This window comes from Pseudomonas sp. GL_117, from assembly GCF_057835125.1.
In genome coordinates this window covers 195,650-222,623 of the sequence record NZ_CM174418.1, presented here as the reverse complement: position 1 = coordinate 222,623, position 26,974 = coordinate 195,650, and the positions used below count along the sequence as shown (strand labels likewise).

Annotated in this window: 27 protein-coding genes and 1 tRNA gene; 8 read left to right on the top strand and 20 right to left on the bottom strand. The window is 61.6% G+C overall.

Annotation, left to right across the window (positions count from 1 at the left end; genetic code table 11):
* The first annotated feature begins 31 nt into the window (after window positions 1–31).
* Window positions 32–1,036 carry an AraC family transcriptional regulator gene (locus AC3ISR_RS01005; RefSeq protein WP_226456687.1) on the top strand — a complete coding sequence of 335 codons (1,005 nt, stop codon included), beginning with the start codon at window positions 32–34 and terminating at the stop codon, window positions 1,034–1,036.
* 123 nt (window positions 1,037–1,159) lie between these two features.
* Here the strand turns inward: AC3ISR_RS01005 and AC3ISR_RS01000 are convergent, their stop codons facing one another.
* A complete protein-coding gene (locus AC3ISR_RS01000; protein ID WP_489324549.1) occupies window positions 1,160–1,525 on the bottom strand; it encodes a response regulator transcription factor in 366 nt (121 codons plus the stop codon).
* A 38-nt stretch (window positions 1,526–1,563) separates the two neighbouring features.
* On the bottom strand, window positions 1,564–2,250 hold the full coding sequence (locus AC3ISR_RS00995; RefSeq protein ID WP_192298509.1) for a Crp/Fnr family transcriptional regulator: 687 nt from the start codon (window positions 2,248–2,250) through the stop codon (window positions 1,564–1,566).
* An 83-nt stretch (window positions 2,251–2,333) separates the two neighbouring features.
* Here AC3ISR_RS00995 and AC3ISR_RS00990 point away from each other — a divergent pair, with 83 nt between their 5' ends.
* Window positions 2,334–2,861 carry an Mpo1 family 2-hydroxy fatty acid dioxygenase gene (locus AC3ISR_RS00990; RefSeq protein WP_192298510.1) on the top strand — a complete coding sequence of 176 codons (528 nt, stop codon included), beginning with the start codon at window positions 2,334–2,336 and terminating at the stop codon, window positions 2,859–2,861.
* A 129-nt stretch (window positions 2,862–2,990) separates the two neighbouring features.
* On the opposite strand, the gene AC3ISR_RS00985 is transcribed toward AC3ISR_RS00990, so the two are convergent.
* The 6 genes from AC3ISR_RS00985 to dibA form a co-directional block, all read right to left on the bottom strand.
* Window positions 2,991–3,971, bottom strand: a complete 981-nt coding sequence (locus tag AC3ISR_RS00985; protein WP_463985073.1) for a sulfate/molybdate ABC transporter ATP-binding protein — start codon at window positions 3,969–3,971, stop codon at window positions 2,991–2,993.
* Between the two features lie 3 nt (window positions 3,972–3,974).
* Window positions 3,975–4,847, bottom strand: coding sequence for a sulfate ABC transporter permease subunit CysW (gene cysW / locus AC3ISR_RS00980; RefSeq protein ID WP_192298512.1), 873 nt, complete (start codon window positions 4,845–4,847; stop codon window positions 3,975–3,977).
* A gap of 13 nt (window positions 4,848–4,860) precedes the next feature.
* A complete protein-coding gene (gene cysT / locus AC3ISR_RS00975; protein WP_192298513.1) occupies window positions 4,861–5,679 on the bottom strand; it encodes a sulfate ABC transporter permease subunit CysT in 819 nt (272 codons plus the stop codon).
* 198 nt (window positions 5,680–5,877) lie between these two features.
* Window positions 5,878–6,888 carry a sulfate ABC transporter substrate-binding protein gene (locus AC3ISR_RS00970; RefSeq protein ID WP_226456681.1) on the bottom strand — a complete coding sequence of 337 codons (1,011 nt, stop codon included), beginning with the start codon at window positions 6,886–6,888 and terminating at the stop codon, window positions 5,878–5,880.
* A gap of 74 nt (window positions 6,889–6,962) precedes the next feature.
* A complete protein-coding gene (gene oscA, locus AC3ISR_RS00965) occupies window positions 6,963–7,145 on the bottom strand; it encodes a sulfur starvation response protein OscA (RefSeq protein WP_003170956.1) in 183 nt (60 codons plus the stop codon).
* Between the two features lie 317 nt (window positions 7,146–7,462).
* On the bottom strand, window positions 7,463–9,376 hold the full coding sequence (gene dibA, locus AC3ISR_RS00960) for a phosphodiesterase DibA (RefSeq protein WP_463985074.1): 1,914 nt from the start codon (window positions 9,374–9,376) through the stop codon (window positions 7,463–7,465).
* Window positions 9,377–9,542: 166 nt separating this feature from the next.
* Here dibA and desA point away from each other — a divergent pair, with 166 nt between their 5' ends.
* Entirely contained in the window at window positions 9,543–10,727 is a 1,185-nt protein-coding gene (gene desA / locus AC3ISR_RS00955; protein ID WP_192298516.1) for a delta-9 fatty acid desaturase DesA, read from the top strand.
* Window positions 10,728–10,915: 188 nt separating this feature from the next.
* Window positions 10,916–11,917 (top strand): GGDEF domain-containing protein, encoded by a 1,002-nt coding sequence (locus AC3ISR_RS00950; RefSeq protein ID WP_192298517.1) that lies wholly within the window; start codon window positions 10,916–10,918, stop codon window positions 11,915–11,917.
* Window positions 11,918–12,053: 136 nt separating this feature from the next.
* On the opposite strand, the gene AC3ISR_RS00945 is transcribed toward AC3ISR_RS00950, so the two are convergent.
* The 4 genes from AC3ISR_RS00945 to gabD all read right to left on the bottom strand — a co-directional run bounded on the left by AC3ISR_RS00945 (window position 12,054) and on the right by gabD (window position 16,770).
* The gene (locus tag AC3ISR_RS00945) at window positions 12,054–13,262 is read right to left on the bottom strand and encodes an HDOD domain-containing protein (protein WP_463985075.1); all 1,209 of its coding nucleotides are present in this window, start codon (window positions 13,260–13,262) and stop codon (window positions 12,054–12,056) included.
* A gap of 86 nt (window positions 13,263–13,348) precedes the next feature.
* The gene (locus AC3ISR_RS00940; protein WP_192298519.1) at window positions 13,349–13,609 is read right to left on the bottom strand and encodes a hypothetical protein; all 261 of its coding nucleotides are present in this window, start codon (window positions 13,607–13,609) and stop codon (window positions 13,349–13,351) included.
* A gap of 255 nt (window positions 13,610–13,864) precedes the next feature.
* Window positions 13,865–15,142 carry a 4-aminobutyrate--2-oxoglutarate transaminase gene (gabT, locus tag AC3ISR_RS00935; RefSeq protein WP_463985076.1) on the bottom strand — a complete coding sequence of 426 codons (1,278 nt, stop codon included), beginning with the start codon at window positions 15,140–15,142 and terminating at the stop codon, window positions 13,865–13,867.
* Window positions 15,143–15,327: 185 nt separating this feature from the next.
* Window positions 15,328–16,770, bottom strand: coding sequence for an NADP-dependent succinate-semialdehyde dehydrogenase (gene gabD / locus AC3ISR_RS00930; RefSeq protein WP_017734500.1), 1,443 nt, complete (start codon window positions 16,768–16,770; stop codon window positions 15,328–15,330).
* A gap of 371 nt (window positions 16,771–17,141) precedes the next feature.
* Here gabD and AC3ISR_RS00925 point away from each other — a divergent pair.
* Window positions 17,142–17,218 (top strand) — tRNA-Arg (locus tag AC3ISR_RS00925).
* 57 nt (window positions 17,219–17,275) lie between these two features.
* Here AC3ISR_RS00925 and AC3ISR_RS00920 read toward each other — a convergent pair.
* The 3 genes from AC3ISR_RS00920 to AC3ISR_RS00910 all read right to left on the bottom strand — a co-directional run bounded on the left by AC3ISR_RS00920 (window position 17,276) and on the right by AC3ISR_RS00910 (window position 20,149).
* A complete protein-coding gene (locus AC3ISR_RS00920) occupies window positions 17,276–17,869 on the bottom strand; it encodes a hypothetical protein (RefSeq protein ID WP_463985077.1) in 594 nt (197 codons plus the stop codon).
* On the bottom strand, window positions 17,866–18,438 hold the full coding sequence (locus AC3ISR_RS00915) for an RNA polymerase sigma factor (protein ID WP_226456645.1): 573 nt from the start codon (window positions 18,436–18,438) through the stop codon (window positions 17,866–17,868). The genes AC3ISR_RS00920 and AC3ISR_RS00915 overlap by 4 nt, the downstream gene beginning before the upstream one ends.
* A 76-nt stretch (window positions 18,439–18,514) precedes the next feature.
* Window positions 18,515–20,149, bottom strand: a complete 1,635-nt coding sequence (locus AC3ISR_RS00910) for a vWA domain-containing protein (RefSeq protein ID WP_463985078.1) — start codon at window positions 20,147–20,149, stop codon at window positions 18,515–18,517.
* 670 nt (window positions 20,150–20,819) lie between these two features.
* Here AC3ISR_RS00910 and AC3ISR_RS00905 point away from each other — a divergent pair.
* A complete protein-coding gene (locus AC3ISR_RS00905) occupies window positions 20,820–22,088 on the top strand; it encodes a M10 family metallopeptidase C-terminal domain-containing protein (protein ID WP_463985079.1) in 1,269 nt (422 codons plus the stop codon).
* 84 nt (window positions 22,089–22,172) lie between these two features.
* On the opposite strand, the gene AC3ISR_RS00900 is transcribed toward AC3ISR_RS00905, so the two are convergent.
* From AC3ISR_RS00900 to AC3ISR_RS00880, 5 genes are all read right to left on the bottom strand, one after another.
* A complete protein-coding gene (locus AC3ISR_RS00900) occupies window positions 22,173–22,823 on the bottom strand; it encodes a DUF799 domain-containing protein (protein WP_192298534.1) in 651 nt (216 codons plus the stop codon).
* Window positions 22,820–23,182 (bottom strand): DUF4810 domain-containing protein, encoded by a 363-nt coding sequence (locus AC3ISR_RS00895; protein WP_192298535.1) that lies wholly within the window; start codon window positions 23,180–23,182, stop codon window positions 22,820–22,822. The genes AC3ISR_RS00900 and AC3ISR_RS00895 overlap by 4 nt, the downstream gene beginning before the upstream one ends.
* A 29-nt stretch (window positions 23,183–23,211) precedes the next feature.
* The gene (locus AC3ISR_RS00890) at window positions 23,212–23,883 is read right to left on the bottom strand and encodes a CsgG/HfaB family protein (RefSeq protein WP_192298536.1); all 672 of its coding nucleotides are present in this window, start codon (window positions 23,881–23,883) and stop codon (window positions 23,212–23,214) included.
* Window positions 23,884–23,927: 44 nt separating this feature from the next.
* Window positions 23,928–24,509 carry a hypothetical protein gene (locus AC3ISR_RS00885; protein WP_192298537.1) on the bottom strand — a complete coding sequence of 194 codons (582 nt, stop codon included), beginning with the start codon at window positions 24,507–24,509 and terminating at the stop codon, window positions 23,928–23,930.
* A 71-nt stretch (window positions 24,510–24,580) separates the two neighbouring features.
* Window positions 24,581–25,081, bottom strand: a complete 501-nt coding sequence (locus AC3ISR_RS00880) for a hypothetical protein (protein ID WP_463985080.1) — start codon at window positions 25,079–25,081, stop codon at window positions 24,581–24,583.
* A gap of 25 nt (window positions 25,082–25,106) precedes the next feature.
* Between AC3ISR_RS00880 and AC3ISR_RS00875 the strand changes: the two genes are divergently transcribed.
* Together AC3ISR_RS00875 and AC3ISR_RS00870 are read left to right on the top strand one after the other, a co-directional pair.
* Window positions 25,107–25,676, top strand: a complete 570-nt coding sequence (locus AC3ISR_RS00875) for a hypothetical protein (RefSeq protein WP_463985081.1) — start codon at window positions 25,107–25,109, stop codon at window positions 25,674–25,676.
* 3 nt (window positions 25,677–25,679) lie between these two features.
* The gene (locus tag AC3ISR_RS00870) at window positions 25,680–26,267 is read left to right on the top strand and encodes a hypothetical protein (RefSeq protein ID WP_463985082.1); all 588 of its coding nucleotides are present in this window, start codon (window positions 25,680–25,682) and stop codon (window positions 26,265–26,267) included.
* The last annotated feature ends 707 nt before the right edge of the window (window positions 26,268–26,974 follow it).

The window sequence follows — 26,974 nt, the reverse complement described above, 5'->3', positions numbered from 1 at the left end:
GCCAACCTGTTGACCGCAAGCGCCAATCACCATGCCCGAAGCCACTTCCCTCGCCAGCTGGACCCGCGCCCTGCGCAAGCAACTCGACGCCCTCGGCCTCGACAGCGCCGCGCTGTGCATCGCGGCCGGGCTCGACCCGCAGCTGATGGACGATCCCAATGCGCGCTACCCGCTGTCGGCCACCACACGCCTGTGGGCGCTGGCGGTGCAGGCCAGCGGCGACCCGGCGATCGGTTTGCGGGTGTCGCGGTTTGTCAGCCCCACCACCTTTCACGCACTGGGCTATGCGCTGGTGGCCAGCGGCAGCCTGCGCGAAGTGTTCGAGCGCATCGTGAGGTATCACCAGGTGGTCAGCGATGCCCTGACCCTGGAGCTGAGCGGGGATGGCGAACGCTACCGTTTTCGCCTGCTGCAACCGCAGGGCAGCCCGGCGCCGGCGTTTGAAGCCATCGATGCGTTTGCGGCGATCTATGTGCGCACCTGCCGCAATCGCCTGGGGCGTGACTATGCACCGCTCGCCGTGTACTTGCGGCGCCCGCAGCCGGCTGACCCCACGCCGTGGCACACAGTGTTTCGCGCGCCGGTGTTTTTTGCCGCCGAGGAAGACCGCCTGGAATTCGCCGCCCAGGACTTCGACAGCCACCTCGACGACGCCAACCCCGAGCTGGCCGAACACAATGAAACCGTGCTCAAGCGCACCCTCGCGCAACTGCAACCGCTGACCTGGGAGCGCAGGGTGCGCCGGGTGATCGAAGCGCAACTGCCCGACGGCGAGCCGAGCGCGGAGCGGGTTGCCCAGGCGTTGCACTTGAGCCTGCGCAGTTTGCAGCGGCATCTGGCGGATGAAGGCTGTCGGTTTGATGCGCTGCTCAATGAGTGCCGGGAGAATCTGGCGTTGCTGCACTTGCGGGACCCGCAATGCTCATTGGCGGAGATCAGTCATTTGCTCGGGTTTGCCGATACCAGCAGTTTCAGCCGCGCGTTCAAGCGCTGGACGGGGGTGACGCCGGGGCAGTTCCGGGATGGGTTGCGGTAGAGGGATTTATGGGGGGGTTGAGGGCCTCATCGCGGGCAAGCCCGCTCCCACAGGTGATCGGGTTCCAACCTTGGAATGCAATCAAATGTGGGAGCGGGCTTGCCCGCGATGGCGCCAGTACCGTCAACGCCCACGATCACGCCGCAACACGTTGCGCACCCGCGCCACCAACGCCTTGGCCGCGAACGGCTTGAGCAAGTAGTCATCCTCATGCAGTTCCAACCCGCGCAGGCGGTCTTCAATTCCACCGGGCGTGGTCAGGAACAACAGCGGCGTGTCGCCCTTCTGGCGAATCGCCTGCTGCAACTTCCAGGCATTCAGCCCCGGCAGCATCACATCCAGGATCACCAGATCGTACTCGCTGCTTTCCACAAAGCGCTGGGCCGCCATGCCGTTGGCCGCGACTTCCACGCTGTAACCCGCCTCGTTCAGGCCCTGGGCCATCTGCTGTGCCTCATCGGATTCATGTTCCACTAACAGCACGCGCATAACACACCTCGATTGATCAGGCCTGCAGGCTAACACCCTCAGGTGTGCGCCGCCTCCCGCAGGCGCTCGGCGTCGAGGATTTCGATTGCGCCGTAGCCCAGGCGCACGATGCCCCGGGCTTGCAGGTCCTTGAGCAGGGCGTTGGTGGTCTGGCGTGACAGGCTGAGCATCGCGGCGAGGTCTTCCTGGGGCAGTTGCACGCTGCGCCGTGAGGGCTCGATGTCGCCGTAGCCCTCGACCATCATCAGCAAACGATGGGCCAGGCGCACCGAGGCGGGCATCAGGCTCAGGTGTTCCAGGCCGATAAAACTCAGACGCAGTTTCTGGCTCATCAGCAAGGCCAGGTCGCGCCAATACCGGGGGTTTTGCTCAAGAATGCCGAGCAGCGCCTGCTGCGGCACCTGCAACAGCGTGCACGGCCCGACGGCGCTGGCGTCGTGGGTACGCGGCAGGCCGTCGAACAGGCAGATTTCGCCGAACCAGAACGGCGACTCCACCAGGCTCAATACCGCCTCCTTGCCGTGTTCGTTCACCGCGCTGATGCGCAGGCTGCCGTCCAGCACCGCATACAGGCCGCAGGGTGGATCACCGCGTTTGAACAGGCATTGCCCAGCGACCAGCGAGCGCAATCGGGCGTGAGCCAGCAAGCTATGCTGAAACGCTGTAGGCAGGTGGCTGAACCAGTGACCGGCGGCGAGCCGCGCGTGCCATTGAGCTGCGTCCATGGGAACTCCAGAGATTGTCGCCCAGCTGACAGTCAGGCAACGACTGACAGAGCATGATCAAACATCCTACAGGAGGAACAAGAATGAAAAGCCTCGTCGAGCATCTTAGCCAATACGCCGCCTACCACCGCGACCCACGCAATATCGCCAGCCACTTTATCGGCATCCCGTTGATTGTCGTCGCAGTGGCCGTGCTGCTGTCACGCCCGCAATGGGCGGTGGCTGGGCTGTGGATTTCACCGGCGGTTCTTCTCGCGTTGTTCAGCGCAGTGTTTTACCTGCGCCTGGAACTGGCGCTGGGTGCACTGATGACGGTGCTGATGGGCTTGTCGGTGTGGGCCGGGCATGTGCTGGCGGCGCAGAGCACAGCGGTGTGGCTCGGCAGCGGCATCGGGATGTTCGTGGTGGGCTGGGTGATCCAGTTCGTAGGGCACTACTACGAAGGCAAAAAGCCCGCGTTTGTGGATGATGTGTCGGGGCTGATCGTCGGGCCGTTGTTTGTGGTGGCCGAGTTGGCGTTTCTGCTGGGGCTGCGCCATGACCTCAAGCAGCAGATCGAAGCACGGTCGGGCCCTGTGACACGCCGCGATCTTGAGCCGAGAAAGGTCTAGATGTGGGAGCTGGCTTGCCTGCGATAGCGGTGGGTCAGCCAGCACTTTCATCAACTGACACGCCGCCTTCGCGAGCAAGCCCGCTCCCACAGTTTGATCCCATTCCAGATTGGGCCTGGCGGTGGGTTCTTAGGCTTTTTGCCAGACCTTGGGCTTGAAGAACAGGGTCTCGCCACGGGCCAGACCCGTGAGGCTGTCGTGGTCTTTAACCACTTCAGCTTCGATCAGTTCGCTCTGGCCTTCCACTTTCAACGTCACCCGCGTGGTGGCGCCCAGGGGGCGGATGTCGCGCACTTCGGCGGCGTGGTGGTCTTCCAGTTCATGGCGCGACAGCGACACTTCATGCGGGCGGAACAACACATGATTGTCTTCGCCCAGGTGCAGACGGTTCGAATCACCGAGGAAGTGATAGACGAAATCGCTGGCCGGGTTTTCGTAGACGTCGCCCGGTGAGCCGATCTGCTCGATCACGCCCTTGTTCATCACCACGATACGGTCGGCAACTTCCATGGCCTCTTCCTGGTCGTGGGTCACGAACACCGAGGTCAGGTTGATGTCTTCGTGCAGGCGCGCCAGCCAGCGGCGCAGTTCCTTGCGCACCTTGGCGTCGAGGGCGCCGAAGGGTTCGTCGAGCAGCAGCACTTTGGGCTCCACCGCCAGGGCGCGGGCCAGGGCGATACGCTGGCGCTGGCCACCGGAGAGTTGTTCCGGGTAACGATCCGACAACCAATCCAACTGCACCATGTTCAGCAGTTCGTGGACCTTGCTGGCGATCTGGCTTTCGTTCGGACGCTGGTTTTTCGGTTTCATGCGCAGGCCGAACGCCACGTTATCGAACACGGTCATGTGCCGGAACAACGCGTAGTGCTGGAATACGAAGCCGACGTTGCGATCACGCACGTCGTGGCCGGAGACGTCTTCACCGTGGAACACGATGCTGCCGTCATCCGGGGTTTCCAGGCCGGCGATGATGCGCAGCAAGGTAGTCTTGCCGCAGCCGGAGGGCCCGAGCAACGCCACCAGCTCGCCACTCTGGATGTCCAGATTGATGCTGTTCAGGGCCTTGAAGGCATTGAAGTTCTTGCTGACATTACGCACTTCGATCGACATGACTTATTCCTCACCGGCACTTTTGCGCAGGCGGTTGATACGGTTCTCGCTCCACTGCTTGAGCAGCAGGATAAAGAGCGCCAGGATCAGCAGCAGGCTGGCCACCGCAAACGCGGCAACGTGGTTGTATTCGTTATAGAGAATCTCGACGTGCAGCGGCAGGGTGTTGGTGACGCCGCGGATGTGGCCGGACACCACCGACACCGCGCCGAACTCGCCCATGGCCCGCGCGGTGCACAGCACCACGCCGTAGATCAGGCCCCATTTGATGTTCGGCACGGTAACGTGCCAGAACATCTGCCAGCCGTTCGCACCGAGCAGCCGCGCGGCTTCTTCTTCCTGGGTGCCCTGCTCTTGCATCAGCGGGATCAGTTCACGGGCCACGAACGGCACGGTGACGAAGATGGTCGCGAGCACGATGCCGGGCAAGGCGAACACGATCTGGATGTCGTGGTCCTGCAACCACGGGCCAAAGAAGCCCTGGGCGCCGAACATCAGCACGTAGACCAGGCCCGCAATGACCGGCGACACCGAGAACGGCAGGTCGATCAGCGTGACCAGGATGCTCTTGCCACGGAACGAGTACTTGCTCACGCACCACGCGGCGCTGACGCCAAACACCAGGTTGAGCGGCACCGAGATCAATACGGCGATCACGGTGAGTTTCAACGCCGACAGCGCGTCGGGTTCAAGGATCGCGGTGAAGAACGAACCCAGGCCGTTCTTCAGGCCCTGGGTCACCACGATCAACAGCGGCAACAGCAGGAACAGCACAAACACCAGCCAGCCGAGGCCGATCAGGATACGTCGTGACGTCGCGCTGCCACGGCGGGCGGCGTTGGCCGAAGACGCGGCGGAAATAGACGATTGGGACATGTTCCGCGCCTCCTTATGGACGTTCGATGCGCCGCTGCAACAAGTTGATCAGCAGCAGCAAGACAAAGGAAACCACCAGCATCAACACCCCGATGGAGGTGGCGCCGCGGTAGTCGTATTGGTCGAGCTTGACCATGATCAGCAGCGGCAGGATCTCGGTTTTCATCGGCATGTTGCCGGCGATGAAGATCACCGAGCCGTACTCACCGACGCCACGGGCAAACGCCAGGGCAAAGCCGGTCAGCCAGGCGGGCAGCAGTGCCGGCACCAGGATGTAGCGGAACACCTGCAACGGCTTGGCGCCCAGGCAGGCGGCGGCTTCTTCGACTTCGCGGGGGATGTCGGCGAGTACCGGCTGCACCGTGCGCACCACGAACGGCAGCGTGACGAACGTCAGCGCCAGGGTGATGCCCAGGGGGGTGTAGGCGATCTTGAAGCCCAGGTCAGCGGCGAACTGGCCGACGAAGCCGTTTGGCGTGTACAGCGCGGTCAGCGCGATACCGGCGACAGCCGTGGGCAAGGCGAACGGCAGGTCGATCATCGCGTCGATGATCTTGCGGCCGGGGAAGGTGTAGCGCACCAGCACCCAGGCCAGCAGTGTGCCGATCACGCCGTTGATCAGCGCGGCGTACAACGCGGTGCTGAAGCTCAATTGCAACGCCGCCAACACGCGCGGAGCGGAGATGATGTTCCAGAACTGATCCCAGGTGAGTTGGGCGGCGTGTACAAACATCGCCGCCAGGGGGATGAGTACGATCAGGCTGAGGTACACCACGGTGTAGCCCAGCGTCAGCCCGAAGCCGGGTATGACGGGGGAGATACGACGCGACATAAGAGTCCTTGGTTAGCGGGGAAGATACCACTGTAGGAACAAGCCTTCTGTGGGGCTGGCTTTTCGGTGGGAGCTGGGCTTGCCCGCGATGCAGGCACCTCGGTGTGTCAGTCACACCTTGGTGATGCTATCGCAGGCAAGTCAGCTCCCACACAAGCCAGATCTCACAGAAAAGCGGGTTACTACAGGTAGTGTTGCTTACTGCGCCGTGTAGATCTGGTCGAACACGCCACCGTCGTTAAAGAACTTCGGCTGGGCAGTTTTCCAGCCGCCGAAGTCTTTGTCGATAGTCACCAGGTCCAGTTTCGGGAACTGTTGGGCGTATTTGGCGGCGACTTTGGCATCGCGTGGGCGGTAGAAGTTTTTCGCCGCAATCTCCTGGCCAGCCGGGCTGTACAGGTGTTTCAGGTATTCGGTGGCGATCTCGGTGTTACCCTTTTTCTCGGCGTTCTTGTCGACCACGGCAACCGGTGGTTCGGCAAGGATCGACAGGGACGGTACGACGATGTCGAACTTGTCGGCGCCGCCGTCTTCCTTGAGTGCCAGGAAGGCTTCGTTTTCCCAGGCCAGCAACACGTCACCCTGACCGTTGTTGACAAAGGTGATGGTCGAACCGCGAGCGCCGGTGTCCAGCACAGGCACGTGTTTGAACAGCTCTTTCACGTATTCCTGGGCCTTGGCTTCGCTACCGCCGGTTTTCAGGCCGTAGGCCCAGGCGGCGAGGAAGTTCCAGCGGGCGCCGCCGGAGGTTTTCGGGTTCGGGGTGATCACCGACACGTCTTTCTTGATCAGGTCGCCCCAATCCTTGATGCCTTTGGGGTTGCCCTTGCGCACCAGGAACACGATGGTCGAGGTATACGGGGTGCTGGCGTCCGGCAGGCGGGTCTGCCAGTTTTCCGGAAGGGTCTTGCCCAGCTTGGCGATTTCATCGATGTCACCGGCCAGGGCCAGGGTCACGACGTCGGCGCGCAGACCGTCGATCACGGCGCGGCCTTGCTTGCCCGAACCGCCGTGGGATTGCTGGATCTTCACATTGTCGCCAGGGTGAGCCTGCTTCCAGTAGCTGGTGAACTCAGCGTTGTAGTCCTGGTACAGCTCACGGGTCGGGTCGTACGAGACGTTGAGCAACTCGTAGTCCTTGGCAACGGCGGAACCGGCAAACACGGCGCTGGCCAGGGCGGCCAGGGCATAACGGCGAATCGACGACATAGAAGCTCCTGAAAATTCTGGGTGTTGGCTTTTTCTTATAAGTGCGGGTCTAGCATGCGAATCGCCGTTGCTGCTCAGCTCGGTTTGTTACCCGGGTTCTGCAGGCGGAATTTTTCTTTGCGTTCGATCTGTACCACTTGCGCGTTGTGCACAGTGATTTCCACCGCGCCGAACCGCAGATCGCGCAAGGCGCTCTGGATCTCACGCAAAATGGCTGCTTCGTCCTGGCCGTCGACGCTACGTAGAGATGCGCTCATGGTCTCGCTCCTGAAATGAATAGTGCCTCGCAGTGGCGGCACTGCTTGCGGCGTGAGAGCGATAGTAGATAAGCGCAGATATTCTTAAAAATACTATTTAAGAATGTTTATATAACCAGAAAGAATTTTCTGATGGGACGTGGGGTTGCGCGGGACTTTCAGGCGTCGACACTGAAATCAAGCCTTGCATAGAGCCAAATGTGGGAGCGGGCTTGCTCGCGAATGCGGTCTGTCAGTGACAGATGTGTTGTCTGATCCATCGCTTTCGCGGGCAAGCCCGCTCCCACACAAGCCCGCTCCCACATTCTGGCTGTATTTCACATTTGGATTGCCGGTGCCCTCGCCCAATCGATTTCACTCGCAGGCACCGGCCGGCCAAACCAATAACCCTGCCCCATATCGCAATCCTGGGCCAACAGAAACCGCGCCTGCTCCACCTGTTCGATCCCCTCGGCATGCACTTGCATGCCCATGCTTTTCGCCAAGGCAATCACCACGCGCACGATGGCGGCATCATCCTCATCCCATGGCAACCCAGCGACAAACCCCTGGTCGATCTTGAGCTTCTGCACCGGCAGGCGTTTGAGGCGCAGCAGTGAGGAATAGCCGGTGCCAAAATCGTCGATGGCCAGGCGCAAACCCAGTTCGCGCAGGCGGTGCAGTTGCTCCAGGGCCACTTCGGGGTCTTCCATCACAGCGCTTTCGGTGACTTCCAGCTCCAGATACGCCGGGTCCAGGCCGGTGTCGTGCAGCACTTGGGCGACCTGGTCGTACAGCTCGCGCCGGGCGAACAGGCGGCTGGAAACGTTGACCGCGATAAAGCTCAATGGCAAGCCGTCCGCCAGCCATTGGCACATCTGGCGGCACGCCTGGCCCAGCACCCAAGCGTCGATGTCGGCGATCAGCCCGGTGCGTTCGGCGATGGGGATGAAATCCCCCGGGGGCACCAGGCCGCGTTCGGGGTGTTCCCAGCGCACCAGCGCTTCGACGCCCACCAGGCGGCTGTCTTGCAGGTTGTGCACGGGCTGGTAGTAGACGCGCAACTCGTGCTGGTCGAGGGCGCGGCGCAACTCGCTGGCGATTTCCACGCGGTTTTGCGCGTGGGCGGTGAGTTCTTCAGTGTACAACGCGTAGCTTTCGCGCCCGGCGCTCTTGGCCTTGAACAGCGCGGAGTCGGCGTTGCGCAGCAGTTGTTCGGCGCTCAGGGCGTCGCTGGGGAACACGCTGATGCCAATGCTGGCGCTGATGAACAACTGGTGGCCGTCGAAGATGAACGGCTGTTTCATCACATCCAGCATGCGTTGCGCCACGCCGGCGGCTTGCGCGACCTGTGGACAACTTTCCGCCAGCACCGCAAATTCGTCACCGCCCAGGCGCGCCAGGGTCACACCGGGGCCGAACAGTGCCTTGAGCCGTTCGCCCACCAGTTTCAGCAGTTGATCGCCGACGGCGTGGCCAAGGCTGTCGTTGATGATCTTGAAATGGTCCAGGTCCAGCAGCAGCAAGGCACAGCCACGCTTGTGCACTTGCGCCGAAGCGAGCGCCTGCTCGGCGCGGTCGGTGAACAGCAGGCGGTTGGGCAGGTCGGTGAGAGGGTCGTGGTGCGCCAGGTGGGCCAGTTCGCGTTCGGAATGCTTGATGGCGCTGATGTCGGAAAATACCGCGACGTAGTGGCTGACGTGGCCCAGATCGTCCTGCACGGCGCGGATGGTTTGCCACTGTGGATAAATCTCGCCGCTTTCGCGTCGGTTCCAGATTTCCCCGCTCCATTCGCCGGTGCGCCCCAGGGTATGGAACATCTGTTGGTAAAAACTCGACGAATGGCGCCCGGATTTGAACAGGCTCGGCTGCTGCCCCATCACGTCTTCGCGCCGGTAGCCGGTGATCTCCATGAAGGCCCGGTTCACGTGCACGATCAGGCCCTTGGCGTCGGTGACCAGCACACCTTCGCGGGTGCAATCGAACACGGCGGCGGCCTGGCGCAGGCGTTCGCGGTTTTCCTTGAGGGGTTGATCCTGCTGGCTGGTGCGGTCGAAGCGTCGGCAGATCAGGTAAATCGCCAACGCGCTGAGGGCCACCCATACGTAGCCGCGCATCTGCATCCAATGGCTCAACTGACTCGGTTCATCGAGAAAGTTGATCAATACCTGGCGACTGAGCTGGAGCCAGGCAATGGAAACCAGTAGGTATACCAGCCCTACGCGTAGGGCACCTCGGTATGAAAACAGCATATGCTCAGTAATCCTTACCAAAAAAACAGAATCGTCCTACAACCGATGCGGATTATAGAGTAAGAAACATCCAGTCACTCCTATCTGAAAGGGCGGCTGGTTTTCTCTGTGGGCTTAGTGATAATGCGTGAGCTGTTTTTTTCTTTATCTGAGGGCCATACAGCCTATGTGGTACAACGGTTTTCTTGACTTGTCAGCCTGGCAACTGGTGGCAGTCACTCTGTTGATGACCCACGTGACCATCGTTGGGGTCACCGTCTATCTACACCGTTATTCAGCCCATCGTTCCCTGGAACTCAATGGCGGCCTGAAACACTTCTTCCGCTTCTGGCTGTGGCTGACCACGGCGCAGAACACCCGCGAGTGGACGGCCATCCACCGCAAGCACCACGCCAAATGCGAAACCGTCGATGACCCGCACAGCCCGGTGATCAAGGGCTTGTCCACGGTATTACGCAAAGGTGCCGAGCTGTACCGCGCCGAAGCGGAAAACCCCGAGACCCTGCGCATCTACGGCAAGAACTGCCCGGACGACTGGATCGAACGCAAACTTTACACCCCCTACCCGCTGCTGGGCGTGGCGATCATGGGCGTGATCGATCTGCTGCTGTTCGGCACCATCGGCATCACCATCTGGGCGATCCAGATGATGTGGATCCCGTTCTGGGCCGCCGGTGTGATCAACGGCCTGGGCCATGCCGTCGGCTATCGCAATTTCGAATGCCGTGATGCGGCGACCAACCTGGTGCCGTGGGGCATCATCGTCGGTGGCGAAGAGCTGCACAACAACCATCACACCTACCCCAACTCCGCCAAGCTGTCGGTGAAGAAGTGGGAGTTCGACCTGGGCTGGGCCTGGATCAAAGTGTTCAGCTTCCTGCGCCTGGCCAAGGTGCAGCGCGTGGCACCGATTGCCCACCGGGTCGAGGGCAAGGGCCACCTGGACATGGACACCGCCATGGCGATCCTCAACAACCGCTTCCAGATCATGGCCCAGTACCGCAAGTTGGTGATCGGCCCACTGGTCAAGCAAGAGCTGGAAAAGGTCGATCATTCGGTACGCCACCAGTTCCATCGCGCCAAGCGCTTGCTGTCGCGCGAGACCAGCCTGCTGGATGAGCGCCATCACGTGCGCATCCAGAGCATGCTGGAGCACAGCCACGCCCTGACCGTGATCTACGAGAAGCGCCTGGCGCTGCAACAGATCTGGCTCAAGACCAGCAGCAACGGCCACGATATGCTCGCCGCGATCAAGGAGTGGGTACACGAGGCAGAGGCCAGCGGCATCCAGTCCCTGCGCGATTTTGCCCACCAGTTGAAGACCTATTCGCTGCGCCCTGCGGCAGCCTGACGGTGCAGTGGGAGGGCCTGCCCTCCCACGTATCGGCTTTTTGGCGTCATTTACCGGGCACCGGCAATCGGTGCTGTTGACGGAACTTCACTGCAATTCCCCTCTCTCAATGAACACTTCGCCATCATGGTGGCCCCTTGTAGTGACCGCTGCTTTATCCTGCGGCGCGCCCAGAGAGAGTTGTGCCGATGGTTCACGAAAAGCCCTATCTGCCCGATACCCCCACCACTGAACCGCCCCTTCCGACGGCGGCGGCAACCCTGCTGGCGCTGATGCATGCCCAGGGTGAAGTCGAGCGGCTGAGCGAGCGCGAGCAGCTGTTGAGCTCGCTGCTGGTCAGCGTCAACGCCGTGCTGTGGGCCATCGATTGGGAAACGCGCCGCGTGCTGTACGTGAGCCCGGCCTATGAGCGCGTGTTCGGGCGACCCGCCGGATTGCTGCTGGCCGACCATCGGGAATGGCGCAACAGCATTCACCCCGAAGACCTCGACTACGCCGAACACAGCCTGGCCCGCGTGCTGGAACAAGGCACCGTGGAAGACCGCGAATACCGCATCATCACCGCGGACGGGCAGATCCGCTGGCTCAGCGACAAGTGCTACATCAACCAGCAGGTCGAGCCCGGTAAGCCGGTGATCGTGGTCGGCATGGCCGAAGACATCACCGAAAAGAAGCAGCTGGAACTGGAACTGCACCGCCTCGCCACCACCGACGTGCTGACCCAGAGCAGCAACCGCCGGCACTTCTTCGAATGCGCCAACCAGGCGTTCGACAGCGCCTGCGCCCAGGCCGCGCCGCTGGCGTTCCTGCTGCTGGACATCGATGACTTCAAGGACATCAACGACACCTACGGCCACCTGGAGGGCGATCAGGTACTGCGCCGCATCGCCGAGAGCGGTCGCGGGGTATTGCGCCGTGGCGACCTGTTCGGGCGCATTGGCGGCGAAGAATTCGCCGCCGTACTGCCCGGTTGCGCGCCAGAGATGGCGTTGCAGGTGGCCGAGCGCCTGGGCAGGGAGATTCAGGAGTTGAGTTTCAACTATGAAGGCCAGGCATTCAGCGTGACCGTCAGCCAAGGCTTGGCCAGCCTGGACGAACAGGACTCGACCCTGGACAGCCTGTTCGCCCGTGCGGATGCAGCGATGTATGAGGCCAAGCGCCAAGGCAAGAATCGCGTCGTCGCCAGCTAGACACACATCCAACTGTTAAGCAGATCCAATCTGGGAGCGGGCTTACCCGCGATGGCGGTGGGTCAGCTAAAAATTTGCTGACTGACACACCCTCATCGCGGGCAAGCCCGCTCCCACATTTGCATCTCGCTGTTCTCTAGGCCTTGCGCACCCGCGTCAGCTCCGACAGGCCCATCTTGAGCAACCGCGCGGTCTTGCCATTGGCCAGTGCTTCCAGCCCTTCATGCTCGGTCAGGCGCGCCATCTGCGCCGCCAAGTTGACCACCAGCGCATCCCGCGCATACACCCCGCCTTCCAGCGAATAGATCGCCGCGATCAACTGGCGCAGTTCATGGGGCAAGCGCCAACGCGCGCGCAGTGCCGAGCCATAGGCGGCGCCGAAGGTGTAGAGCGACTCGCCAATCGCCTCGTCGTCCAATGCCCCGCCACCCTGGCGCCAGTCCTCCAGGCAGCGCAGCAGCGCCAGGTCGCCGAGCCGATGCAGCAGGCCGGCGGCATAGCAGCGCTCGTGATCGAGTTCCAAAAGGCGCGCCAGGCGTCGGGCGAAGTCGGCGGTGTCCTGGGAAAACTGCCAGTGCCGTTCGGCATAAGCCACCAGCCCCGGGTCGCCCAGCACCACGTTGTGCTTGAGGGCCAGGCCCAGAATCAGGTTCATGCTTTGCCCCGCCGCCAGCTTGTGCAACGCCGCCGGCAAGGTCTGTACCGGCGTGCCGTGATGGCCGGCGCTGTTGGCGGCGGCGATCAGCACAGCGGTGATTTGCGGGTCCATGCGCACCAGGTCTTCCAGGCGTTTGAGATCCAGGCCGTCGGGGCCAAGGCTCTTTTGCACTGCCGCTTTGACATCAACGCGCAGCGGCGCGCCATCGCAGGCGTCGCGAAGACGCTCCAGAAACACCGGCAACGTCATGCCCGGCGCCAGCGGCGGGATCTCGCAATACACGCTCTCGCCCTCATTGAGCAGCAGGTCCTGCAGGCGCTGGGTCAGGCTTTCCATGTTCAGGGGTTTGGTCAGGTACGCCGTGGGCGCCAGGGGCAAGGCTTCACGCACGCTGGCGGTGTCATTGCGACTGCTCAGCAGAATGAACGGCAGCGCCGGCGTACGGCGCTGCTGACGCACGTGGCGCAGCAGACTCAGGCCATCGACGCCCGGCAGCTCCCAATCGGCCAGGATCAGGTCGTAGGCCTTGTCCCGCAGCAGCGTAGCCGCTTGCAGACCATCGGCACACACGTCCAGCCGTGCGTCACAGCGCACGTTCAACAACACTTGCTTGAGCAGGTCCAGCGACCAGGGGTCTGCTTCAGCGATCAACACTCGGGGTACAGCGGGTAGATCAACAGCCGTCATCCTGCACGCTCCATCGGCAATGCTTGCACCTTAGTCAATGCGCACGCGTACGTACAATGAACGTGGCTAAAAACCACCAACCCCATTCAAGGCATCGGCTTGAAAACCGGCTTTCGCCTCAGCCCCGTCTTGAGCGAATCATTCAGCGCCATGATGCGCCCCGCATCCCATTCAGCTTGCATCGCATGGTAGAGGCCAGGATCGATGCGTGACTGATGCAACCTGAGGGCTTCGGACAATGCTTGTGCAATACGCTCGATGACGAGCCCCGGTTTCTCCACACCACAATGCTTGCGACCGAACTCGATCAACTGCTGGCGATCCGGATAGGTCTTCACTTTGTTCATCTTGATCGCCAGGGTGATCTGCGCACGGATCGGCGAGGGATTTAAGGTCTATCCGCTTGTCGACCACTTCCAGCGCCATGCCCAACGCTGAAATGACCCTGAACACGGTATTCATCGCCACATTCTCCCCCGCCTCCAGATCAATGATCGTCTTGCGGTTGTAATGGACATTTCAACTGCCTTGCATCAGCTAAATCTGCAGGCAAAAAAAACCCGCCGAAGCGGGTTTTTTCTGTCGATCAAGTCAGCGTCCGCTTACAGCTCGGAGAAGCACTCTTCGATGATCGCCAGGCCTTTGTCCAATTGCTCGTCCGGCGCGGTCAGCGGGACCAGTACGCGCAACACGTTGCCGTAGGTACCGCAGCTCAGCAGGATCAGGCCCTTGTCACGCGCCTTGGCCACCACGGCAGCCACGGCCGCAGCGTTTGGCTTGTGGGTGTCGCCGCCGTCGAACAGCTCGACCGCGATCATCGCGCCCAGGGCACGTACGTCGCCGATCACCGGGTACTTGGCCTGGATGGCTTTCAGGCCAGTGACCAGACGCTCGCCAACGGCCTTGCTGCGGTCCAGCAGGTGCTCTTCTTCGAACACTTCCATGACCGCCAGCGCAGCGGCGCAAGCGATCGGGCTGCCGGCATAGGTGCCGCCCAGGCCGCCTGGGGCGATGGCGTCCATGTATTCAGCCTTGCCGCACACACCGGCCAGGGGGAAGCCACCGGCGATGGATTTGGCGAAGGTGGTCAGGTCGGCAGCAACGCCCATCTGTTCCATGGCGAAGAACGTGCCGGTACGGCCGGCACCGGTTTGCACTTCGTCGGCGATCAGCAGAATGCCGTGCTTGTCGCACAGTTCGCGCAGGCGCTTCATGAAGGATTTTGGCGCGACGTAGAAACCGCCTTCGCCCTGCACCGGCTCGATAATGATGGCCGCGATGTCACGCGGCTCGGCATCGTTCTTGAAGATGCGTTCGATGCTGGCGATGGAATCGTCGTCGCTCACACCGTGCAGTTCGTTCGGGTACAGCGCGCGGAACACGCCGCCTGGCATCAGGCCCATGCCGGCCGAGTACGGCACGACTTTACCCGTCAGGCCCAGGGTCATCATGGTACGGCCGTGGTAGGCGCCGGTGAAGGCGATCACGCCAGCACGGCCAGTGGCGGCACGGGCGATCTTGACGGCGTTTTCAACAGCTTCGGAACCGGTGGTGACCAGCAGGGTTTTCTTGGCGAAATCACCTGGCACCTTGGCGTTCACTTTCTCGCACACTTCCACGTAAGGCTCGTAGGCCAGTACCTGGAAGCAGGTGTGGGTCAGCTTGTTCAGTTGCTCGGTCACGGCAGCGATGATTTTCGGGTGCACGTGGCCGGTGTTCAGCACGGCGATACCGCCGGCGAAGTCGATGAACTCGCGACCTTCAACGTCGGTCACGGTGGCATTCTTCGCGGAGTCGGCGAAGATCGGGTGAATCTGGCCAACACCGCGCGGTACAGCGGCTTCGCGGCGTTTCATCAGGGATGCGTTGGTCTTGCTCATAAAGTCCTCATTCGCCACTCATCGGGTGGCGGGGTCCAAGGAATACGTGACGGGGAGGCAACTGCGGCAGCATGCGATGATCGACTGCCACAGCGTTCCCGGCCACTACGAATAACGTCTTGAAACACGCAAAGGGTCAGCGCTCTCGTGCCCTTTGCGTTTGCAGCAATGCCTTGCCGGGCGGGTCAGATGCCCAGGCAGAGGTATTTGATTTCCAGGTAGTCCTCGATCCCGTACTTGGAACCTTCACGGCCCAGGCCGGAGGCCTTGATGCCGCCGAACGGCGCCACTTCGTTGGAGATCAACCCAGTGTTGACGCCGACCATGCCGTATTCCAGGGCTTCGGCCACGCGGAACACACGGCCCAGGTCGCGGGCGTAGAAGTACGAGGCCAGGCCGAATTCGGTGTCGTTGGACATCGCGATCACTTCGGCTTCATCTTTGAAACGGAACAGCGGCGCCAGCGGGCCGAAGGTTTCTTCCTTCGCCACAGCAGCATTTTTCGGCACGTTGGTGAGGATGGTCGGCTCGAAGAAATTGCCTTCCATGACCTTGCCGCCCGCCAGCAACGTAGCGCCTTTGCTCAGGGCATCGGCGATATGTTCCTGCACCTTGGCCACAGCCTTTTCGTCGATCAGCGGGCCGGTGGTGGTGCCGTCTTCCAGACCGTTGCCGATCTTCAACTTGGCTACCGCCACTTTGAGTTTTTCGGCGAACGCGTCGTACACCGAATCCTGAATGTACAGGCGGTTGGCGCAGACGCAGGTCTGGCCGTTGTTGCGGTACTTGGAGATGATCGCGCCTTCGACGGCCTTATCCAGGTCGGCGTCGTCAAACACGATGAACGGCGCGTTACCGCCCAGTTCCAGGGAAACTTTCTTGATGTCCTTGGCGCATTCGGCCATCAACTGACGACCGATTTCGGTCGAGCCGGTGAAGGACAATTTACGCACGATCGGGTTGCCGGTCAGCTCGCCGCCGATGTCGCCGGCGCTGCCGGTCACCACGCTCAGCACGCCTTTGGGGATACCGGCGCGGTGCGCCAGCTCAACCAGGGCCAGGGCCGAGAACGGGGTTTGCGAGGCAGGCTTGATGACCATGGTGCAACCGGCGGCCAGGGCCGGGCCGGCTTTACGGGTGATCATCGCGGCCGGGAAGTTCCACGGGGTGATCGCTGCGGTCACGCCGATCGGCTGCTTGATCACGATCAGGCGCTTGTCGGGCTGGTGGCCGGGAATCACGTCACCGTAGATGCGCTTGGCCTCTTCGGCGAACCACTCGATAAAGGAGGCGGCGTAGACGATTTCGCCCTTGGCTTCGGCCAGCGGCTTGCCTTGTTCGAGGGTCATCAGGCGAGCGAGGTCGTCCTGGTTTTCGATCAGCAGTTCGAACCAACGACGCAGCTTGTTCGCGCGTTCCTTGGCGGTCAGCGCGCGCCAGGCCGGCAAGGCGTTGTCGGCGGCTTCGATGGCGCGGCGGGTTTCCGCGGCGCCCATCTTTGGCACGGTGCCGAGAATCTCGCCCGTGGCCGGGTTGTTGACCTTGATGGTTTGACCGTTGTCCGCATCGACCCAAGCGCCATCGATAAAGGCTTGCTGGCGGAACAACTGGGCATCTTTAAGCTGCATGTCGGGTTTCCTTAACAGCACCGCGCGCACGCGGAGCGAATTAGAGTTGTTGAAAGGCGCCTTGTGGGCTGCCGTCAGGGAAATCAGCCCCAGCGCGCGGACTCAGGTGAAGCGCACGCGGGAGACAGAGCGTTTGAAATCTCAAACGAATCCTAGGATCAATGGGGGGGCAGGGCAATAGTCTGTTCGAAAAAAAGAACGAAAACGGCGCTTTTGCCGAAACTTTCGGATCAGCGTGATTGGGCAGGGTTCCACCGCAATGATCCGCGGTGCCCGGCCCAGGGCGTCAGCGCGCGGATTTCCTACGTTCCAGCGGCCAAAAACCAGCATGGACGCCCAAGGGCGACATGGGTATGATGTCGCCCGCACAAGCATCCGTAGCTCAGCTGGATAGAGTACTGCCCTCCGAAGGCAGGGGTCGTGGGTTCGAATCCCGCCGGGTGCACCAGATACAGACGAAAAAGCCCCAGCTCCAACGACCTGGGGCTTTTTTGTGGGCGTTGGGTCAGCGCAGTTTCAGCGCCTCCAACCGCGCGGGCAAATCCTCTTCGGGAAAGCGTTCGTGCAGTTCCAACAGCTTCTCATCCGCCGCCTTGCTCTGCCCCGCGTCTCGCAGTCGCACAATCTCCCGCAGCCCCTCCTCCAGCGAAGGCAACGCCACCGGCGCACGTTTGCTGAGTTTGGCGGGGGACTCGTCCGCCATCGAGCCCATGACCTGCGCACTCTCGGCCTGTGGCACAGCAGCCATCCGGGCCACCGGCGCCGGGGCGGACATCATCGGCGGTGGTGGGCTGGCTGTCTCTTCGTGGAGTGCGGAGAAGGTCGCGGTGGAGATTTCGGGTTGCGGCAAGGGCGTGCGCGTGACCACGCCGATCATCAGCGCCAGGCCGGCGACGGTGGCGAATGCCATTTGCCAGCGTGGTCGTTGGCAGGCGTGCAGCCAGCGTTGCCACAGGCTCGGCTGTGGTGCCGGGGCTTCGCGGCGGGCGGTGGCGAGGATGAAGGCGTCGAGGGACGCGGGCGGTTCGCCGGTGCTGTGTTGACGCAAGTGCTGGATGAGCACGTCGTCAGAATCCTGGGGGTGTCGAGAGTCGGTCATGCGGGTATCTCCTCGGCCAGCAACCGGCGCAGTTTCTGCTGGGCGTAACGCAGGCGGCTTTTTACGGTTTCCAGCGGGGCTTTGGTGAGGGCGGCGATTTGCGGCACTTCGAGGTCGCCGTGCAGGCGCAGCAGGAAGACTTCGCGCTGGTCTTCGGGCAGGTCTTGCAGCGCGGCGTCGAGGCGCGCCTGGTCGCGGCTCAGGCTCAGTTGCTGCTCGGGGCCGGGGCTGGCGTCGGGCTGGGCGTGCAGCTGTTCGTCGTAGCTGTCGTGCAGCGGGTTGTGGATGCCGTGCTTGCGCCAGTAATCGATCAGGCGGTTGCGGGCGATCTGGAACAACCACGTACGAAAACTCGCCCTCCCCTGTGGCTGGGTAGTGCTGCGGATCAGGCTGAGCCAGGTCTCCTGGTAGATTTCCTCGGCCAGTTCGGCTTTGTTGCTCAGGGACACGAGGAATCGGTACAGGCCCTGGCGATGTCGCGCGTACAAGGCCTCGAACGCGGCACTGTCACCGCTCCGGTAGCGGGCCAGCAGCGATTCGTCGCTGGGCAGGTCATCTGGAACGGCCATGTCGATGGCGAACTCCTTTCTGAAAGTCGACGGTGAATCAAGTGTGGGAGCAAGCAACCCCCTCCCACATCGGGCATCAATGTTTGAGGCTTTGCGCCAATTCCACCAATTGCACGAACTCATTGCGCAGCCCGAACGGGTCATCGCCCCGTGCCGAGCGGGCCAGTGCAGCGATGTCGTGCAGGCGCATGCTGCCAGTGTAGCGGCCATCCCCCTTGAGCTGTTGGGCGAAGGCGGCCACGGCGGCGGCGAAGCGCAGGTCGTCGCTGGCCTGGACAGGTTGAGGGCCGATGGGGCGCTCGATCAGTTGGCTGTCACCGCCCGCAGCGGGTTTGTAGCGCACACGCAGCATCGCCAGTTCAACGGCTTTGCTTTCGGCCTTGGGCTCTGCGGCATAGCGCAGCGGCTCCAGCCAACCCTTCTCGCCCTTCGGCACAATTTCGTACAGCGCAGTTACGGTATGCCCTGCACCCATTTCTCCGGCGTCGACCTTGTCGTTGTTGAAATCCTCACGCTTCAGGGCGCGGTTCTCATAGCCGAGCAACCGGTATTCGCTGACCCGTGCCGGATTGAACTCCACCTGCAATTTCACATCCCGCGCCACCACGGCGAGGGTCGAGCTGAGCTGGTCGACCAGCACCTTGCGGGCCTCGCGCAGGTTGTCGATATAGGCGTAGTTACCGTCGCCGGCATCGGCCAGCTGTTCCATCAGGTGTTCGTTGTAGTTATCCACACCGAAGCCCAGGGTCGTCAGGGAAACCCCGCTTTTGCGCTGGAGCGTGGCCATCTGCTTGAGGCTGTCGAAGTCGCTGACGCCAACGTTGAAGTCACCGTCGGTGGCCAGCAGGATGCGGTTGATGCCGTTGTCGATAAACCCTTCGCGAGCCATCTGGTAGGCCAGTTCGATGCCAGAGGCGCCCGCGGTCGAGCCGCCGGCGGTGAGTTGCTCGATGGCATTGCGGATCTTGGCCTTGTCGCGGCCGGAGGTAGGCTTGAGCACCACGCGGGACTCACCGGCGTAGACCACCAATGACACGCGGTCCTGATCGCGCAGTTGATCCACCAACAATTTCAGGGTGCTTTTCACCAGCGGCAAACCTTCGCGGCGGTCCATGGAGCCGGACACGTCCACCAAAAACACCAGGTTGGCTGGCGCCAGGTCTGCCACGGCGCGGTCGGACGCCCGGATGCCGATGCGCAACAACTGGGTGTGCGGGTTCCACGGCGTCGGGGCGAGTTCGGTGGTCACTCCAAAGGGTGAGCCATCGGTGGGTAATGCATAACGGTAGGGGAAGTAATTGACCATTTCCTCCAGTCGCACAGCCCCCTCGGGCGGCAGGCTGCCCTGATTGAGGAAACGTCGTACGTTGGCGTAACTGCCAGTGTCCACGTCAGCGCTGAAGGTCGAGACGGGCATTTCGGCGACCCGCTGCACCGGGTTGTCCGGCAGGCGTTCGTACTGCTCCCCAGGCTCGTTACGATATGGATTGACCCGCTCGTCACTCATCATCATCGGCGCTGGCGCCACCCCCTTGACCAGTGCGCCTTCGAGGCGTGCCTGCGCGACGCTGGGCATCACCTTTGCGGCTTCTTCGTGGGGCGTGGCGGTGTCTTGGGACGTGGGCACGCCACAGCCTGCCATTGCCATGCAGGAGGTGATGGCAAGGCCTTGTGCGACAGGGCGCAGGAGCGGCAAGAAAAGACGGGGCATGGCGGCTGAACCTCGGGGGTGAATGATGTGTTCACTCCTTCAGACGCAACCGGATCGGGGCTCGGGTTAAACATAGAGGATTTTTCTTAAACCAGCGCTCGGGAATGGCGCTGTCCTGTAAGTGCGTGTGTGGTTCTTTTGTTGTCCATCGGACGCGATCAGGAAAAACCCCAAGACAAACAAAAAAGGAACCCGCTCTGCCCCGCCTCATCTGCAAAAAAACAGACGCCACAGCTCACTGCAACAACTTACGACAGCATCGGATAAACCACCATTGGGTAACACTTGAGCGATTGGCAGTGGTTTTCAGCGGTGAGAACTTGGTCCTGCGCAAAAGGACTTTGCCTACAGACTTTCACCAAGGAAAAATCAAGCAGCGTTTGACGGTAAAACAATGAAAATACATTCTGGCGTGCCTACTTTTTTCGCTCCCTACAGCGCACCTCCAAGCCCACAACGTTTCTTTAGGCCCTTCTCTATTCCGCCGATTTTTCGCCCCTTTATCCGACCATTTGTCACTCACCCCTGGCTGCGACCTTTTAAGCCCCCAATGCCTCGCCCAATGCCTCGCCCGACCCCTCTGCCGGAGAACAGGCCCGTGCGTCCCGAGCGCCGTACGCTTCCCCCAGGCCCCGACAAACCCAGCCCCCACACCTGGGATGGCAAGGACATGACTCAACGGCCAAATGATCCTCACATCGCCCGGGTGAACAAACGCTCCTACGATAACCAGCAGATCATCGAGCAGCTCACGCGCAACGTGCCGACGTGGCAGGACAAGAACCGGAACAACACCACCGAAATTTCAGTTTCATTCAACCCAGGCGGGTTCAACGAGTACCAGAAACAGGAAGCACGACGCTCTTTAACCTCTTGGAGTGATGTCGCCAACCTGCAATTCACCGAGAACGGAGGGCCCTCCGAAGGCCGGGTGACGTTCGGAATTTCAAACCGGGTCCCCACTGCACAGGGCGCTTATCCGACACCCTATGGAGGAGGCGGTGGCGCAACGCTCTACAACCCCCGCATGGCCACACGCGCAGTGATGACCCACGAGATCGGGCATGCCCTCGGCCTGAAACACCCCGGCAACTACGACGGCAGCGCCTCGGAAAGCCAGCGCGTGTATGCCCAGGATTCCAGCGCCCATACCGTCATGAGCTATTTCGGCGATCAGAGCAGTGGCAAACAGCTCGGGGTCAAACCCCTCGCACCGATGATGGATGACATTGCCGCGATCCAGAAAAAGTACGGCGCCAATTATCAGACCCGCAAAGAAGACAATACCTACGGTTTCAATTCCAATACCCAGCGGGATTACTACACCCTCAATTCCGCACGGGACCGGATGATCGCCTGCATCTGGGACGGTGCCGGCAATGACACCCTGGACGTATCCGGCTACAGGTCCAACCAGGTCATCAATCTCAAGGCCGGTGCCTTTTCAGACATTGGCGGGCTCAGGGGCAACGTGTCCATCGCCAGGGGCTGCACCATCGAGAACGCCGTCGGCGGCGCAGGCCACGACGCGTTGATCGGCAATGAGGCCAACAACCGGCTCACCGGGGGCCTGGGGGCGGACCAGATACGTGGCGGCGGCGGCGCGGATACCTTCGTCTACAACGACGCCCGTGACTCCACCCCCGAACAGCCCGACACGCTCATGGACTTCACCAGTGGCACCGACAAGATCGATGTGTCCGGCGCCCTGCAAAAAGCCCGGGTCTCGGGACTGAATTTTGTCCAGGCCTTCAGCGGCAAGGAGGGCGAAACGCTGCTGACGTATGACCCAGCCACCGGCAAAGGCAGTGTCTCCATCGACCTGAATGGCAATGGCCGCGCCGATCTGCTGATCAAGACGCATGGGCAGGTCAAACCCGAGGATATTGTTCAAAGCGACGTACGCAGCCGTAATCGCTGGAACAATCGACGTGGCTGAAAACGCCGAAAAAACGCCATCCACAACGACAAAGGCCCTCCCCGATCATTGCCGGGAAGGGCCTTTGCCTGCGGTGCCGAGGGTTTAGTCAGTACCGTACTTCGGGTTACGCGGACCGTACAGGATCCCCGTGCGCTGGCCCGGCGACAGCAGGCGCGCGCTGGTAATACCGGCAATCGGATGGGCCGCATCAGTCGAGCTGTTGACCACTTGCTTGACCGCGGCCGTGATCAGCATGCCCACCAGGCCGCCGCCGTTGTTGTTGCCCTCCTCGCTGGACGCCCGCGCCGAGCCGGTCCACAGGGTGGTGCCGGTGCGCAGGTCGACCAGTTTGGCCGAGGCCGTCACTGCCGTGTCGCTGGCGATCAGCATGTACTTGGTGCCGTACTCGGTAACGGTGATGTACAGCGCCGCGTCCGCACCGAAGATGTCATGCAACTTGGTCGGTGGCAGTGCCTGGATGTCGTTGGCGGTGGTCAGGCCGTTCTGGCGGAAGGTTTCATCCACCAGGGCAATCGGCAACACGTAGTAGCCGGCTTCGGCCAACGGGTAGGTGACTTGCGAGACCAGGCTGTAGGACGCCTGCACCTCCGGCGACTCATTGAGCGGCGGCAGCACCAGGATCGACTTGGGGCGCGACTGTTTGTACGCGGTGTAATCGACGGTCTTCGGCGCAGCGCAACCGCCGAGCAAGGCCAAGGCCAGCAGGGCGCCGGTGAGTTTCAACAGGCTCATTTGGTGGCGACTCCGGTCTTGGCGTTTTTCAGCAGGAAGTCCATGTACGACGCGGACTCGGGGAACAATGCCTTCTCGGTGCGAAACTCCTGCACCATCTGGTCATCCTTGCCCATGCTCAGGTACAGCATGCCCAGGTGGGCGTGGTAACCCGGCGGGGCCTTGCGGCCACTGGCGTTGATCTTTTGCAGATCCCGTTCCAGCGCCTCGACCTGCGCTTCCTTGGGCTCGCCCTTGAAGTACTCGTAAACCTGCGGCTGGTAGCTTTCCCATTGATACAGGGGCTGGGGCGCCGTGTGGCACCCGGCGACTACCGCGGTTGCTGTCAGCATCAGCGCCAACTTCACTGCCTTGCTCATCCGTGTACTGCTCCTTGAGGTGTTGCTGATCAGTTGCGCGGGTTCCAGGCGCCGGCGTTGATGCCGTCGACCAAGCGGTTGATAGCTTCGCGCATGGCCAGGTCGAGGACCTTGCCATTGAGGGTGGAGTCGTAGCTGGCGGTGCCGCCGAAGCCGACCACTTCACGGTTGGACAGCGCGTATTCACCGGCGCCCTGGGTGGAATACACCACTTCGGAAGTGTTGATGTTGACAATGTTCAACGCGACTTTGGCGTAGGCCACTTGCGTCTTGCCGCGACCCAGGATGCCGAACAGCTGGCGGTCGCCGGTTTCCTTGCGGCCGAACTCGGTCACATCGCCGGTCACCACGTAGTCAGCGCCCTTGAGCTTCTGCACCGTGCCCTTGATCGCGGCTTCCTGGGAGATTTCGCCCATGTTGTCGCGGTCCAGCACGCTGAAGCGGTTGGTCTGTTGCAAGTGGGTGATCAGGATGGTCTTGGCCTGGCCACCGAGGCGGTCGACGCCATCGGAAAAGATGCCGCGCATGTAGCTGGAGCGGTTGTCGAACTTGCCTACGGCGATCGGTACACGCACGCCTGAATAGGCGACGTTGGCGCTGGCGACTTGCTCCACCGGCAGCGCGCGGTTGCTCTCGGTGGCGCAACCGGCCACGGTCAGAAGCGCTGCGGCGGTCAGCAGGATTTTGGACAGTGCTTTCACAGGGTGCTCCTAGAGTGAGAAATCAGCAGGTGCAGCAGGTAAAACTAGCGGGTGGGGATGTCGCGGATGTCGTTGACGATGTCGCGGCTGTAAACACGGAAATAGAAGCCTTCGACACTGGAGTTACTGTTATTGGTCACCAGGGCGCCCATGGTCTTGTACTGCTCGAAGTTGCCGATCACGCCGCCGGGCACTTGGTCATACAGGGCCTTGGAAAAGTGAAGAACCTCGGCGCCGTTCTTCTTGACCGTGACCTTGTAGCTGAAATCGACACTGAGCAGCAGTTTGTTGTCGTCGACGATCAGCGTGGCGAGCCCGCCTTTCGAATCCTGGATATGCCGCGTGTAGACAATGCTCATATCCAGCAGATAGTCGGCCTTGTCCTTGCTGGTGGCGTAGCGACCTGCTTCGAGCAGGCGGTTCACCATATCGACACCCAACGCTTTGCGAACCTTTTCGTCGGACAGGAAGCGCTCATTTTTACCCACCACCTCAACGTCGAGCGTGTCGAGCCAGTAGGTTGCAGTCTTGGGAATGGTGACTGGCGCCGGTGAGATGTAGTACTCCGGCTGGGAGGCACAGCCAGCCATGAGGCAGGCGGCGAAAAAGAGGACAAGCGCGCGCATGTAAGAATTCATCCCTGAACAGTATCGAGCTTTAAACAATCGGCGGCATTTTACGGAGTTGAGAGGGGTTCTCAAGGGATTTCTGAGCCCAGGCCGCCCGTTTCGCTGCCGTCTGTCGGCTCCGGCAGGGCAATCAGCGCCATCAAGGCGCAGGCTGCAGCACCGATGAAAAACGCCGAAATCAGCGCTAAGGCGTTGTCTGTAAAAACAAAACCCTTGGTGCTGCCGCGCATCACCAGGTAGTCCAGCCACGTCAGCCACACAAATGCGACAGCCCCGCCGCTCAGCCCGATAATCGTATAAGTGCGGCGCCCTTTGCTGAACGCGCACAAGGTCACGAACAGCGCAAAACCCAGGGCGGGCAACAGGTACACCACCTGCGCCAGTATCGGCGTAGTGACAAACACCATCCAGAGTTCCAGCCCATGCACTTCCCCGAGTGCACGCGGGTTGCTGAACAGCTGTGCCAACGTGGCGACAAACACCACGGGGCCTGCGGCCAACCCAAACACAAAGGGCATGAACCAGAAGGCGAAGAACACTTTCAGGTGGGGATATTTGTTTGGTTTCATCATGGTTTTTTTACGAGAACGGGCCGTGACTGTACACCGCTGCCCTGACGCTCGAAACCCGGCCGTGCGCGGCGCCCCGCTCCACCCTGCCGCTGTCAGCAGCCCGCGTAGCGCGCAAATCGCCGATGTCGCGGTAACTGCCGCCGACATCAACGACGCCAACAAGACCGCCATCAGCCGCTCCCTGACCGTGCAGCTCAATCAATACGTGCGCAGCGCCGGTTACTTCAAGCAAGTCACCGAATACCCTACGCGCCTGGGCGAAAACGATGTGTCGCTGAAATTCAACATGACCTCACTCAAGGGCCACCGTGGCGTGCACCCGGCCTACGTGCCCGGTGCGTTGCTGACGCTGACGATCTGGATCTGGGTCAACGGGCCGATCTTCGTCGACACCTTTGACGTGGCCGGTGACCTGACGATCGTCGACCGCGACGGCAAGCAACTGGCGAGTGCCAAGCAAGAGGTCAAGTTCGAGCGCAACGTCGGCCTCTACGGGCGTGAATACTGGGCACCGACCATGGGTGCCAAGCAACTGAATGAATTGGTGTCGCAACTGCTCGACAGCGCCACCGCCAAGCTGCCCAAGGAGTAAGTCATGAAAGGATTGATCAAGCACAGCCTGGTGCTCGCTGCCGTGTTGCTGAGCGGTTGCGTGTCGTACTCGCAACACGAACTGCCGGCGGTGCAGACCTGGCCACCGACCGCCAACGTGCCGGCGCAGAAGCCGACGGCCTACGTACGCACCACCGCTCTGCACCAGGTCAACAGCGGCCCGGGCAACGCAGTGGCTGGCGCCCCGGCGCTGCTGTGGGAAAAGGCCGTGGCCGACTCGTTTCGCCAGTCCAATCGTTTTTCGCGGGTGAGCACCGACAAGGTCGACTCGGATATTTATGCCGACGCCACCCTGTCCAACAACGAACAGTTCAGCATGGCCTCGGCGATCATCACCGGCGCGACCTTCTTCATCATCCCGTTCACGGCGAAGAACACCTTCACCCTGGAAACGGTGTTCAAAGACAAGGACGGCAAAGAGCTGGGTCGCGTCAAAAAAAGCGAGTCGGTACGCACGTGGATGCAATTGGTGCTGATCGTGGGTATTCCATTCCAGACCGATACACGGGAAATCGTGGAGGCGTTGACGCGCAGCACGCTGGATGAGGCGGTGCAGCGCAAGTTGCTGTAAGTCGGTTCAGGCAACCTCTCTGCCAGCAGTACCACCGCCTTCGCAGCCTCGCTAAAGCTCGACAACTCCCACAGGGGATTGGCAGTGCCTGGGCAATCTCCAACGGCCCAGCAACCCCAATCACCTGTGGGAGCGGGCTTGCCCGCGAAAGCGGTGGTTCAGCCAACACCTCTACCAGCAGTACCGCCGCCTTCGCAGGCTCGCTAGGGCTCGACAGCTCCCACAGGGGATGGGCAGTGTCTGGGCTATCTCCAGCCGAGCACTGACAGCCCAGCAACCCCAATCAACTGTGGGAGCGGGCTTGCCCGCGAAAGCGGTAGTTCAGCCAACCTCTCTACCAGCAGTGCCGCCGTCTTCGCAGCCTCGCTAAAGCTCGACAGCTCCCACAGGGGATGAGCAGTGTCTGGGCTATCTCCAGCCGAGCACTGACAGCCCAGCAACACCGATCACCTGTGGGAGCGGGCTTGCCCGCGAAAGCGGTAGTTCAGCCAACCTCTCTACCAACAGTGCCGCCGCCTTCGCAGCCTCGCTAGGGCTCGACAGCTCCCACAGGGGATGGGCAGTGTCTGGGCTATCTCCAGCCGAGCACTGACAGCCCACCAACACCGATCACCTGTGGGAGCGGGCTTGCCCGCGAAAGCGGTAGTTCAGCCAACCTCTCTGCCAGCAGTGCCGCCGCCTTCGCAGCCTCGCTAGGGCTCGACAGC